This is a genomic window from Bifidobacterium sp. LH_416 (assembly GCF_056357055.1).
Map to the genome: position 1 here is coordinate 138278 of NZ_JBKEVJ010000005.1, position 11418 is coordinate 149695.

Genomic DNA, 11418 nt, shown 5'->3' on the forward strand with positions numbered 1-11418 from the left:
CTCCGTATCATCAAACAGAATACTCACAAATTCGGACATGAACAGAACAAAAACAGTCAGTGTCGTAGAGCATAACTACGTTGCTCGCGCAGTAAATCAACGCATAACTACCATTTGGTCACTCGCATAATAATCATACGACTCGGCGTTTCGCGCCGCTCCATCGCACATCACATCAATCATCGCACCATCTCAGCCAACCGCAGCATCATTGCCGCAATATAAACTCGACATCACTGAAGACACATACCGATTGGCATTTTTCCACAGCATGCCTTATACTCATTATTTCGTGCGCGGTTAGCGAATGCTTTCCGCGAGACAAGCCACTTTAGCTCAGTCGGTAGAGCGGCTCACTCGTAATGAGCAGGTCGTCAGTTCGATTCTGACAAGTGGCTCGAATACCCTAGGTCGGTTCATCCGCCTAGGGTTTTGCATATCGCCGGTATGCGTTGCGCAAATATGTTGCGCAAACGGCCAGCGGTACGCAATGCGCGAGTGGCGGAATTGGTAGACGCGCAGGATTTAGGTTCCTGTGTCTTTGACGTGTGGGTTCAAGTCCCATCTCGCGCACTTCATACTTCTGACCCTGTTTTTCTTCAACTGACTGTTCGCAATCCTCGAAACCAATCCCAGACCACCATCCAGTCTTACCTTTGACTGTCGGGTTTCCAACACTGACTGTCGGCTTTCTGTCGCAAACTGTAGGGTTTCTGACATTGACTGTAGGTTTTCCAACATATTTCGTTGGATTCCCTACAGTCGGTGTTGGATTCCCTACAGTCAACGTCGGAAAACCGACAGTCAGTGTTGGAAACCCTACAGCCAACGTCAGAAACCCTAGTCAGTACTGCCACGACGTAAACGGTCACCCCAGCAGTCCGCAAGGGCCGATGCTCAAATCAATCAGCTTCAAGCAACTACACCCACAACCCCAACTCAGCAGTCCGCGGTGTGAGAAATTCCGAACATGCTGCAGCATGACGTCCGGCACGGCGAGGATAGTGAAACAGTACGCGAAGCGAGGGAGAGAGCGCTGTGTCTGCCATACTTACGCCAGTTGGTTTGTTACTGATTATTCTTGCCGGCTATCTGTTCCGCCGCTTTGGCTTGTTCGGCCAGAAGGATTACCGCGTACTGCAAACGGCTGAGTTCAATATCGTGCTGCCGGGCGCCATCATCTACTCGTTCGCCACGAATCCGCACGATATTTCACTGCTGTGGATTTCCTTATTCGCATTCTTCTGTTCGCTGATTCCTGTGGTGTGTATTTTCATCGCCACTCGCAAGCGCAATGTGACCGATCGCGCATTCCTGATGCTCAACGGCGCCGGATTCAACCTCGGCTGCTTCTGCTTCCCCGTGGTGCAATCGTTCTGGGGTGCGGGTGCAGTGGTGCCGGCCGCCATGTTCGATATTGGTAACTGTGTGATGGTGGCCGCTGGCACCAATGTGCTCACCCAACAATTACTGCATATTCAGCCCGGCAAAACGCTCGCCGAGCAGCACGCCGGCGCCGCCCCAACACTCCCCTATGAGAAGCCGAAAGACCGCGATGCCAAGCGATTGGCCCGCCGCGCTCTGCTGCGCACCATCGCCAAAAGCTTCCTCGGCTCGGTTCCGTTTGATACGTACATTCTGATGATCGTGCTCACCATTTTCAATGTGCATATCCCCGACTGGATTGCCACGTTCTGCCAGCCGCTGAGTGGCGCGAATGCACTGGTGTCCATGCTGATGGTGGGTATGTTGATGGATTTGCCGCAATCCAAGCATGATGTTCGCGAGGTGCTGGCCGTTGTGGCATGGCGTATTCCATTTAGCCTCGCATTTGCTTGCGCCGCTTGGTTCCTGCTGCCGTTCAGCGCTTCGATTCGCGCGGTGGCGGTCATCTGCTCGCTGGCACCGATTGCCATCTTCTCCACGCTGTTCACGGATAAAGTGCTCGGCAATGCTAAGCTCGCCGGCTTCTCGTTGGCTTTAACTGCCATGATTTCGCTGGTATTAATGGCTATTGCGCACGCGCTGATGGGTGTGTGATTGATCGCTATTAATTACAAAAGGTCGGTATTCCTGAATGGCAGGAATACCGACCTTAATTATTTCGTACGTTATTTCTTACGCTATCTCAGCCGAGCAATGCTTCGATGTCCGGAACCAAAGCCTTCAGGGCCTTGCCGCGGTGGGAGATTGCGTTCTTTTCGGCTGGCGTCATTTCGGCGCTGGTCAGCGACTCGCCTTCGTAATCAGGCTCGGTGCTGGCGCGGCCAACCGGCTGATCATCCGGCACGAATAGCGGATCATAGCCAAAGCCATGCTCGCCGCGAGGCTTGCGAATAATGCGACCGACCATATCGCCAAGTTTGACTACTTCAGATTTGATGGCGTAACGGCCGGTAACTGGAACATCCGGATTGCTATCAGCCTGAGCTCCACCGGTCACATCCACGCCAGCTTCAGTATCCGGCACAACCAGTGCGGCTGCACAGCGGAACCGAGCAGTGCGCTTATCATCCGGAATATCTTCAATCTGGGCGAGCAGCAAAGCATTGTTGGCTTTGTCGTGACCGTGCGCACCGGCCCAACGAGCGGAAAGAATGCCAGGAGCATTACCCATCACATCCACAATCAGACCGGAGTCATCTGCGATGGCGGGCAGTCCTGTGCGCTCGGCTACATCGCGAGCCTTCAGCAGCGCGTTCTCCTCAAAGGTCACGCCGGTTTCCACAGGATCAGGCAGGTGCAGGCTGCCGGCAGACACCAGTTCGATATCTGCTGCCGCTTCGCCAAGATCCTCTTCGAGAATGCGGCGGATTTCCACGAGTTTGCCTTCGTTGTGAGTAGCGACGACAAGTTTCATAAGTCCCCTTTAGTTCTTTAGCTCTAGAGTCCTAGAGTTCTAAGTTCCAGCAGTTCCAGCTCAGCTCAGCCCGGCTCAGTCAAGGGCCAGAGCGGCGCGCTGAGCAGCCTGCAGTTCCTTGTTGCCCTTTTCAGCCAAGTCAAGCAAGGTGCCGAGCTCGGCGCGGGTGAATGGGCGATGCTCTGCAGTGCCCTGCAGTTCGATGAATGCACCGGAACCAGTCATGGCCACGTTCATATCGGTCATGGCCTGGCTGTCTTCAATGTACGGCAGATCCAGCATCGGCGTGCCATTAATCACGCCCACGGATACTGCGGACACCGTATCCTTCAGCACCTTGGCTGCGGACTTGATGTGATGGTTCTTTTCAGCCCAGTTGACCGCATCCACCAGAGCCACGTATGCACCGGTCACGGAAGCGGTGCGAGTGCCGCCATCAGCCTGGAGCACATCGCAATCCAGCTGAATCTGGTTTTCACCCAGAGCCTTCATATCCACAACGCCACGCAGGCAGCGGCCGATAAGTCGGCTAATTTCCATCGTGCGGCCGCCAAGCTTGCCCTTGACGGACTCGCGATCAGTGCGCTCGGCAGTGGCGCGCGGCAGCATTGCGTATTCCGCAGTGACCCAGCCGAGTCCGGAATCCTTGCGCCAGCGCGGCACGCCAGGAGTGAACGTAGCGGTGCACATCACGCGAGTGTTGCCACATTCAATCAGTACCGAGCCTTCTGGAGCATCGGTGAAATGACGGGTGATACGCACCGGGCGCAGCTCATCTACAGCGCGACCGTCGGCACGAATAATCTGATGGGAAGGAAGCAAATCTTTAATTTCAGCCATGAGGCCCAGCATACGCCACGCGGTTCACGTAATGATGCGAGCCGCACCTATCCAAGCAACGCTTTCTTAGGCAATGCACGGTCCACCACCCATACCACGAATGCGAGCGCCACGAATGCAATCGCTAATTTTCCGCAGCTCACCGCAAATCCTTGCCAGCCGAGCGAATTCAGGTTGATGAACTCGTACGGGTATGGACTTCCGCCTGCGGCTGGGCCGGAATTTGGCCAGAGTGCGGCGCGAATCAGCACGAATGCCAAATAGAGAGGGAAATACAGTAGCCACGAGAACATGTAGTGCCAGCGGAACCGGCGGTGTGGGTCGAAGAGCACAAAATCGATCACGGCCATAATCGGCGCAATTTTGTGCAGCATGGTGTTGGTCATAATGCCGATCACTTGAGGCACGTACGCCGGATCGTCGGGCGGCATGAGGAAGAACGCCACCAGCGCGGTCACAATGGCATATAAGGTGACGCATCCTTTGAGCCAGGCCGGCGGTTGGATGCCTTTGAGCAACGTGGCCGCCCCTGCCCAGAGCATTACGATGCCGAGCACGAAGCCGGTTTGGAACGTGAAGTAGACCCAATATTGCGGTTTGGACCAGGCCTCATATGTGCCCACGAAGCAGAATCCTGCAATGGCCAGTCGCCACAATGCCGCAATGAATCTCATATCGACGAGTGTACTCACATGTTTGGCAGTCGCAGCGACAGACAAGATTTCAACACCGTGCGTGAAATAAAGCGCATATCAACAAATCCCGTCACACAGGTATGAGCCACTTCACCCACCTCAAAAGCCGCAATTCCCGGAATTCGTCGCCGCATCCTGCAGCATAGGACTACACTTATAGTCAGATTAACTATAAGTAGGAAAAACGCAAGAAAGGCCGTGGCAATGGTCGATTATTCACCGGCTCTAATGACCGATATGTATGAATACACGATGCTCGATGCCTCACTCAAAGATGGCACCGCTAATCGCAAGTGCGTGTTCGAAGTGTTCACCCGGCATTTGCCCGAAGGCCGCCGCTATGGCGTGGTGGCTGGAACCGGCCGCATTCTTGACGAGCTCGAACGTTTCCATCTCGACGACGAGGATCTAAAATTCCTCGCCGACCGGCATGTGGTCAGCCCGGAAACCATCACATGGCTGGAGAACTTCCACTTCTCCGGCTCCATCAAGGGCTACCGCGAAGGCGAAATGTTCTTCCCGAACTCTCCTATTTTGCAGGTTGAGGGTACGTTCGGCGAGTGCACGCTGCTGGAAACGTTGATTCTTTCGATTCTTAATTATGATTCCGCGGTGGCTTCTGCGGCTTCCCGCATGGTGTCTGCCGCAAAAGATCGCCCCTGCATGGATATGGGCGGCCGACGCACGAATGAATGGGCTGCTGTTGCCGCCGCCCGCGCGGCTGTAGTGGGTGGTTTCAAGGGCACTGCAAACCTGCTCGCCGCTCAACTGTACGGTTTGAAGGCTATCGGTACTGCGGCTCACTGCTTCACGCTGGTGCATGATTCCGAACGTGACGCGTTTGAATCGCAAATCGCCGCACTGGGCAAGAACACCACGCTGTTGGTGGATACCTACAACATTGAGGAGGCTGTCAAGACTGCTGTCGAAGTGGCCGGCCCTGAGCTGGGCGGCATTCGCATTGATTCTGGTGATTTGGCTGCAATGGCTCAGCGTGTACGTAATCAGCTGGATGCGTTGGGTGCTACGAACACCACGATTACGGTGACCAATGACTTGGATGAGTATGCACTGGCTGCTTTGCAAACCGCGCCAGTGGACTCGTATGGCGTGGGCACGATGCTCGTCACCGGTTCCGGAGCACCGACATGCGCGATGGTGTATAAGCTCACCGAGCGAGAGGGCGCGGATAGCACGATGCAGCCGGTGGCTAAGAAGTCAAAGGATAAGGCCACCGTGCCGGGCCGCAAGTTGGCGTACCGCTCGTATGAGTACTCGCTGGCTGAGGCCGAGCATGTAATTTCTGGCTCCGAAGACAAGCTCGCCGAATTTACGCCAGATGATTCATGGAAGGATTTGCTGGTGGACTTCGTGGACCACGGCAGCATTGACTCTCAGTGGCAGGGGCACGACGCCATTATGGCTGCACACGATTATCGCGCTAAGGCATTGGCCGAGCTGCCGATTACCGCACAGAGCCTGATGAAGGGTGAGCCGGTGATTCCAACGGAGACCACGGTTCTGTAAATCAGATCAGCAATCAATTGAGTAGACGCGGGTTTTGTAGTTCTTCCAATCAGGCAAGGACTCGCCCGCGTCTATCGCACGCTTGATATCGCCGTAGTAGTGAAGTTTGCGCTGCACATGGATGGCTGCCTCATTGAGCGCGCGGCGCTGCTCGTCCAATGCTTCGCGGCGCGTCTCCAATAATTCCAGAATCTCGTCAATATGCTCTGGCTCATTGGATTCGTATACGAAGAATTTCTTGAGGTCATCGATGGTCATGCCTGCATTCTTAAAGCAGCAGATCGCGCGCAATCGATCGATATGGCACTGTTCATAGATGCGTTGCCCAGTTTCTGTGCGGCCAACATTCGTCAGCAATCCTTGGTCTTCATAGTAACGCAGTGTTGATGGCTGCATATGAAATTGTGTGGCCACTTGCCGAATCGTGTATGACATTGCATCTCCCTCGCTGATTGCACCAGCCGTGCGACACGCCGACGTATCGCCCAGCATTTGCATTCAAGTTCACTTTAACTGGAACCATAATAACCGACAACAGAACGCATGCCCAAAACGTCTGGGCTACGCAACGACGCACACGAACCATACAACAGGAGATATCGATGTTCGAACCAACTGCCACCTACTCCCCCAACCCGCATCGCTATGACACGATGACCTACAATCGCGCCGGCAATTCCGGCCTGAAACTGCCGGCCATCTCTCTTGGTTTCTGGCACAACTTTGGCGATATTACGCCGTTCGAGCAGATGAAGTCCCTGGTCTTCACCGCATTCGACAACGGCATTACCCACTTTGATCTGGCCAACAATTACGGCCCGGAACCCGGTCAAGCTGAAAAGAACTGCGGCCTGCTGCTCGCCAAGTATTTCCAGCATCACCGCGACGAACTGGTCATTTCCACCAAAGCCGGCTATGAGATGTGGGCGGGCCCGTACGGCGACCTCGGCAGCCGCAAGTATCTGCTCGCATCGCTTGATCAGAGCCTCGAACGCCTCGGTCTGGATTATGTGGACATTTTCTACCATCACCACCCGGATCCGGAAACCCCGCTCGAAGAGACGATGGGTGCACTGGCACAGGCTGTGAACTCCGGCAAGGCGCTGTATGTCGGCTTGTCGAATTACGACGGCCCGACCATGGAGAAGGCCGCCGCAATTCTTAAGGAACTGCACGTGCCGTTCATCATCAATCAGAACAAGTACAACATCTTCGACCGCACAGTGGAGCGCAACGGTCTCAAGGAAACCGCATACCAGCTCGGCAAAGGCCTCATCACCTTCAGCCCACTGGAGCAAGGCTTGCTGACCAACCGCTATCTGAACGGTATTCCCGCAGACAGCCGCATTGCTCACGATCCGCGATTCCTCAGCGATGCCGCACTCACCGACAAGCTGCATAAGCAGGTGGTGGATTTGAACAATCTGGCAGCCGAGCGCGGTCAGACGCTCGCCGAAATGAGCCTGGCCTGGCTGCTGCACGATGGCAAGGTGACCTCCGTGCTGGCAGGCGCTTCCAAGCCGCAGCAAATCCTGGACAACATCGGCGCACTGAGGAACACGCACTTCAGCGACGAGGAGCTCAAACTGATCGACGAGATTTCGGCCCGCTGAGCCCCCTACCCTCGCTCCAAACGCCCCTATGCACCCACGCATAGGTAAAAACACGGGCTGAAATGGACGAAAACAACAATTCGCAGCGCCAAATAGGACAAATCAGATACTCAAAACGTCTATTTGGCGCTGCGAATTGCAGAAAACGTCTATTTCAGCCCGTAATGTGCGCCGATGCTGCCGTGAGCAGGGCAGCGTTACGCCATCATTTCGTCATAGATGCGCTTGCAATCCGGGCAAACCGGGTACTTGGATGGGTCGTGCTTCGGCACCCACACCTTGCCGCACAGGGCAACCACCGGACGGCCCGTAGCGCGAGATTCGGCAATGCGATCGCGGGAAACATAGTGGGCGAATCGATCAGCGTCACCACCATCGTCACGAACCGGCGACTCCTCAACCTTCGGACGCTCCAGTACCGAAGTTCCGGCAGACTGATCAGGGTTCCTCAACGGTTCAGCATCATCCATATACATGACGTACTTCTTTCTGCAGTAGTTATCTGCACTCCATCATAGATGGCCTGGAGTCGGCACGCTCAAGCCCGCCAAACGATGTAGTCTAGAAGTCATGACTATCGCAGTATGCCCCGGCTCGTTTGACCCCGTGACAGCCGGCCACTTGGATGTAATCGAGCGCTCGGCGCGATTTTTTGACGAGGTTCACGTGGTGGTGGCCGTCAACGCCGCGAAAACACCGATGTTTCCCGAAGCCACCAGAGTTGAAGTGATCCGCCACGCCTTAGAACAGGCCGGCTGCACCAACGTTATTGTTTCCTCCACCGAAGGCCTCATCACCGACTATTGCAAAAAGGTTGGCGCGAGCGTCATCGTGAAAGGTCTGCGACAGAACGGTGATTATGAAGCCGAGCTGGGCATGGCCTTGGTCAACCGCAAGCTCGCCGGTATTGAGACCCTGTTCCTTCCGGCAGACCCGATTCTTGAGCACATCTCCAGTTCCATTGTCAAAGATGTGGCCCGGCATGGCGGCGACGTAACCGGCATGGTGCCCGATTGCGTAGTTCCTATGCTCGCTGAGGCTTTGGCTAAGGAAAGTCAGAAGAAGGACTAATGACCATGAGTGACGATCACCCAACCGGATATGTTGATTTAACCCAACCTGCCTCGCCGGTCAACGACGTGCCGACTCCGCCAGCACCCACCGCAGGTGTGTCTGCTGCGCCTGCTGCAACCGCCGCATCTGCTGCCGGCGATTACGAGCCGCCTGCACCGACCGAAGCCGCATCCGTCGTGATGCCTTCTGCCACCTCGCAAGCACCACGCGAGAACTACGCTGCGAAGACAGCCGCCGCAGATGCGCCGAACACTGCAACCGCAAGCAGCAAACCGCGTAACTTCAATATGAATGAATTACCGGATCTGCGTTCCACACTGGACCCGGATTCCCCCACGGAGAAAAGCCGCGAGGAATTCACCACCGTGTATGACGTCATCGATCAGCTCGACGCCATGCTCGCTGAAGCCAAAACCAGTATTTTTATGCCCGGCACAGTTCGCGTGGACCGCGATGAGTTCACCGCACAGCTCAACGAGTTGAAGAAACTGCTGCCCGTGCAGTTGGAGCGCGCGTCCGCGCTGATGCGCGAGGCCGAGCGCCGCCTGGAATCGGCGCAAACGCAGGCCAATGCTGTGGTGGCTTCAGCTCAAAGCCGCGCGGCAGACATGATCAAGGAAGCCAACGAGCAGGCACAGTTCCTGGCAGGTCAGGAGAACGTGACCGAACTGGCTCGCCAGAAGGCGCGTGCGATTCTCGATCAGGCGCAAAACAAGTCGGATCACCTTACTCAAGGCGCGGATCAGTACTGCACCACAGTGATGGAAGGCCTGTCCCAGCAGCTCACCAAGCTCAACCAAGACGTGCAGGCCGGGCTTAACGTGCTCAATGAACGGCAGCGTGCGGCGGCTGAAAAGATGCCGAACATCACGCTGAATGATTATCCTGAAGCGCAGTAAGCACAGTAACGCGTAGCGCACAACAGACGAAAGGCATATACGTATATGGCACGAGTTGAGGATTCCCCGTGGGCTATTCCGGTGGCGCAAATCGCCTCCCGAGCAGGCCAATCCAAGTCGATTGATGCGGATTTCCCTGCGCCGAGCGGCATTGGAGACAATATCGTCGGCATCAAGGAAGGCGAGCCGGTACACGTCCGCGGTCAGTTCGATTCGATTGTGGACGGTTTGATTTTTACCGGCAAGCTGGTTGCCCCGTTCAAAAGCGAATGCACCCGCTGCTTGAAGCCGATTGATGAGGATTGGCCGGTGAACGTCACCGTGTTCTTCCCTTATGAATCCGCTGCAGACAAGCATGCCGGCCGCAATGGCAAAGGCGGCAAGACCAGCAAGGATGAGGAAGTCGAGATTTTCGCCGGTGAAGACGAGTCTGAAGACACGTATCCGCTGCTGGAAAATGGTGCTTTTGCCGATATCGAGGCGATGATTCGCGACACGCTGGTGGAGTCCCTTCCGCTGCAGCCGCTGTGCAAGCCGGATTGCAAGGGCTTGTGCTCGCAGTGCGGCGTGGATTTGAACGAAGAGCCGGATCATCACCACGACACCACGGATATTCGTTTCGCCGGTTTGGCCGCGTTGAAAGCCCAGCTTGAGGCCCAGCAGGGCGAGTGACACGCAACACAGCGGCAAGGCGTGTTTGGCGTTTGTACGAGCCCTGCGTTAAGATAACGGACGCTTAAGCTCAATTGTTCGAACGAAACAGAGGATACTCAAATGGCACTGCCTAAGTACAAGACCTCTCGCGCCAACACGCACTCGCGTCGCGCGAACTGGAAGGCCACCGCTGCTGCGACCGTGAGCTGCCCGAACTGTGGCGCTCCGGCTCTGCCGCACATGGCTTGCCCGGCATGCGGCAACTACCGCGGCCGCACCTACCGCTCCGCCATCCAGCCGGCTCACACCAAGTGAGTCCTGAGATAACGGCTTAAAGAAGACCCTGCCATCGACGGGTGGCAGGGTCTTCGCATACCGGCTCCTCATAGCTCTAATAGCTAATAGCGAAGGATTGCGCATTCACTATGACTGAATCATCGGCCGAACATCACGTCCGCGTCAGTAAACAAGACGACGCCAGCAACGCTCCAGCCAGCGAACTTCTGGAAGCACTGGGCACCACTATCAGCCCTGATTTGCTGGTGCAGGCTCTTACCCATCGTTCTTTCTCCCACGAGAATCCGGGGGCATTGAACTATGAGCGTCTCGAATTCCTGGGAGACGCAGTCTTGGAACTGGTTTCTACCGAAACCCTGTTCAAGATCCACCCGGATATGACCGAGGGCCAACTGGCTAAGATGCGCGCCAAGGCTGTGTCCGAGGATGCGTTGAGTGCTATTGCCAAAACCAAGCTCAAGGTTGGTCCCTACATTCTGTTGGGCCATGGTGAGGCCGAGCAGGGCGGCGCACAGAAGAACTCTATTCTGTGCGACATTGTGGAATCGCTGATTGGCGCCACGTTCCTGGAGCACGGCATTGATGAGGCCCGCAAGGTAGTGCATCGCCTTATCGACGATACGCTCGCCGAAGTGGCTACTGAAGGCCCGGCACTGGATTGGAAAACCTCGCTGACCGTTAAGGCTCACGAGCTTGGCAAGCCCGAGCCGGTGTACCACATGGAGGTTTCCGGGCCGGAGTACGCGCAGATCTTCACCGCCAAGGTCACCTTGGGAGACGATGCCCAGATTATCGGTATCGGCAAGGGTTCCAGCAAGCGCAAGGCTCAGCTAGCGGCTGCGGAAGCCGGCTGGAAGACGCTGGATCAGCAGCATAACACTCTCAAGAAGCGGACTAAGTAGGCTCTCTGTCGGTTTAACGAATAGACTGATACCACAACATGAGCGGTAAGCCGCATG

At 55.8% G+C, this 11418-nt stretch carries 13 protein-coding genes and 2 tRNA genes; 10 read left to right on the plus strand and 5 right to left on the minus strand.

The genetic code is table 11. From position 1 onward, the window contains the following. Positions 1 to 325 precede the first annotated feature (325 nt). The 3 genes from AC1AY0_RS10145 to AC1AY0_RS10155 all read left to right on the plus strand — a co-directional run bounded on the left by AC1AY0_RS10145 (position 326) and on the right by AC1AY0_RS10155 (position 2040). Positions 326 to 398: transfer RNA gene (locus AC1AY0_RS10145), tRNA-Thr, on the plus strand. Positions 399 to 492: 94 nt separating this feature from the next. Then, positions 493 to 573: transfer RNA gene (locus AC1AY0_RS10150), tRNA-Leu, on the plus strand. Between the two features lie 465 nt (positions 574 to 1038). Beyond that, the gene (locus AC1AY0_RS10155; protein ID WP_476523972.1) at positions 1039 to 2040 is read left to right on the plus strand and encodes an AEC family transporter; all 1002 of its coding nucleotides are present in this window, start codon (positions 1039 to 1041) and stop codon (positions 2038 to 2040) included. A gap of 88 nt (positions 2041 to 2128) precedes the next feature. On the opposite strand, the gene AC1AY0_RS10160 is transcribed toward AC1AY0_RS10155, so the two are convergent. The 3 genes from AC1AY0_RS10160 to AC1AY0_RS10170 form a co-directional block, all read right to left on the minus strand. Then, positions 2129 to 2860: a non-canonical purine NTP pyrophosphatase gene (locus AC1AY0_RS10160; RefSeq protein WP_476523973.1), complete on the minus strand. Its 732-nt coding sequence runs from the start codon at positions 2858 to 2860 to the stop codon at positions 2129 to 2131. Between the two features lie 75 nt (positions 2861 to 2935). Continuing rightward, positions 2936 to 3700, minus strand: a complete 765-nt coding sequence (gene rph, locus AC1AY0_RS10165; protein WP_476523975.1) for a ribonuclease PH — start codon at positions 3698 to 3700, stop codon at positions 2936 to 2938. A 47-nt stretch (positions 3701 to 3747) separates the two neighbouring features. Next, positions 3748 to 4374, minus strand: a complete 627-nt coding sequence (locus tag AC1AY0_RS10170; RefSeq protein WP_476523976.1) for a Pr6Pr family membrane protein — start codon at positions 4372 to 4374, stop codon at positions 3748 to 3750. 219 nt (positions 4375 to 4593) lie between these two features. Here AC1AY0_RS10170 and AC1AY0_RS10175 point away from each other — a divergent pair, with 219 nt between their 5' ends. Continuing rightward, positions 4594 to 5922, plus strand: a complete 1329-nt coding sequence (locus tag AC1AY0_RS10175) for a nicotinate phosphoribosyltransferase (RefSeq protein WP_476523977.1) — start codon at positions 4594 to 4596, stop codon at positions 5920 to 5922. A 6-nt stretch (positions 5923 to 5928) separates the two neighbouring features. Here the strand turns inward: AC1AY0_RS10175 and AC1AY0_RS10180 are convergent, their stop codons facing one another. Then, positions 5929 to 6357: a MerR family transcriptional regulator gene (locus AC1AY0_RS10180; protein WP_476523979.1), complete on the minus strand. Its 429-nt coding sequence runs from the start codon at positions 6355 to 6357 to the stop codon at positions 5929 to 5931. 167 nt (positions 6358 to 6524) lie between these two features. On the opposite strand from AC1AY0_RS10180, the gene AC1AY0_RS10185 reads away from it, so the two are divergent. Next, positions 6525 to 7535, plus strand: a complete 1011-nt coding sequence (locus AC1AY0_RS10185; RefSeq protein ID WP_476523980.1) for an aldo/keto reductase — start codon at positions 6525 to 6527, stop codon at positions 7533 to 7535. A 197-nt stretch (positions 7536 to 7732) separates the two neighbouring features. Here the strand turns inward: AC1AY0_RS10185 and AC1AY0_RS10190 are convergent, their stop codons facing one another. Then, positions 7733 to 8011 carry a DUF3039 domain-containing protein gene (locus tag AC1AY0_RS10190; RefSeq protein ID WP_476523982.1) on the minus strand — a complete coding sequence of 93 codons (279 nt, stop codon included), beginning with the start codon at positions 8009 to 8011 and terminating at the stop codon, positions 7733 to 7735. A 94-nt stretch (positions 8012 to 8105) separates the two neighbouring features. Between AC1AY0_RS10190 and coaD the strand changes: the two genes are divergently transcribed. The 5 genes from coaD (at position 8106) to rnc (ending at position 11361) form a co-directional block, all read left to right on the plus strand. Further along, on the plus strand, positions 8106 to 8606 hold the full coding sequence (gene coaD, locus AC1AY0_RS10195; protein WP_476523983.1) for a pantetheine-phosphate adenylyltransferase: 501 nt from the start codon (positions 8106 to 8108) through the stop codon (positions 8604 to 8606). A gap of 5 nt (positions 8607 to 8611) precedes the next feature. Beyond that, positions 8612 to 9508, plus strand: a complete 897-nt coding sequence (locus tag AC1AY0_RS10200; protein ID WP_476523984.1) for a DivIVA domain-containing protein — start codon at positions 8612 to 8614, stop codon at positions 9506 to 9508. Between the two features lie 45 nt (positions 9509 to 9553). Then, positions 9554 to 10180 (plus strand): YceD family protein, encoded by a 627-nt coding sequence (locus AC1AY0_RS10205; protein WP_476523985.1) that lies wholly within the window; start codon positions 9554 to 9556, stop codon positions 10178 to 10180. A 102-nt stretch (positions 10181 to 10282) separates the two neighbouring features. After that, positions 10283 to 10477, plus strand: a complete 195-nt coding sequence (gene rpmF / locus AC1AY0_RS10210; RefSeq protein WP_101625453.1) for a 50S ribosomal protein L32 — start codon at positions 10283 to 10285, stop codon at positions 10475 to 10477. A gap of 110 nt (positions 10478 to 10587) precedes the next feature. Next, positions 10588 to 11361: a ribonuclease III gene (rnc, locus tag AC1AY0_RS10215; protein ID WP_476523987.1), complete on the plus strand. Its 774-nt coding sequence runs from the start codon at positions 10588 to 10590 to the stop codon at positions 11359 to 11361. Positions 11362 to 11418: the final 57 nt, after the last annotated feature.

What these genes read in the sequence shown, in the direction of transcription:
- AC1AY0_RS10185 (WP_476523980.1), top strand. Translation starts at nt 6,525, where the DNA reads ATGTTCGAACCAACTGCCACCTACTCCCCCAACCCGCATCGCTATGAC.
- coaD (WP_476523983.1), top strand. Translation starts at nt 8,106, where the DNA reads ATGACTATCGCAGTATGCCCCGGCTCGTTTGACCCCGTGACAGCCGGC.
- AC1AY0_RS10200 (WP_476523984.1), top strand. Translation starts at nt 8,612, where the DNA reads ATGAGTGACGATCACCCAACCGGATATGTTGATTTAACCCAACCTGCC.
- AC1AY0_RS10160 (WP_476523973.1), bottom strand. Translation starts at nt 2,860, where the DNA reads ATGAAACTTGTCGTCGCTACTCACAACGAAGGCAAACTCGTGGAAATC.
- rph (WP_476523975.1), bottom strand. Translation starts at nt 3,700, where the DNA reads ATGGCTGAAATTAAAGATTTGCTTCCTTCCCATCAGATTATTCGTGCC.
- rnc (WP_476523987.1), top strand. Translation starts at nt 10,588, where the DNA reads ATGACTGAATCATCGGCCGAACATCACGTCCGCGTCAGTAAACAAGAC.
- rpmF (WP_101625453.1), top strand. Translation starts at nt 10,283, where the DNA reads ATGGCACTGCCTAAGTACAAGACCTCTCGCGCCAACACGCACTCGCGT.
- AC1AY0_RS10205 (WP_476523985.1), top strand. Translation starts at nt 9,554, where the DNA reads ATGGCACGAGTTGAGGATTCCCCGTGGGCTATTCCGGTGGCGCAAATC.
- AC1AY0_RS10190 (WP_476523982.1), bottom strand. Translation starts at nt 8,011, where the DNA reads ATGTATATGGATGATGCTGAACCGTTGAGGAACCCTGATCAGTCTGCC.
- AC1AY0_RS10180 (WP_476523979.1), bottom strand. Translation starts at nt 6,357, where the DNA reads ATGTCATACACGATTCGGCAAGTGGCCACACAATTTCATATGCAGCCA.
- AC1AY0_RS10170 (WP_476523976.1), bottom strand. Translation starts at nt 4,374, where the DNA reads ATGAGATTCATTGCGGCATTGTGGCGACTGGCCATTGCAGGATTCTGC.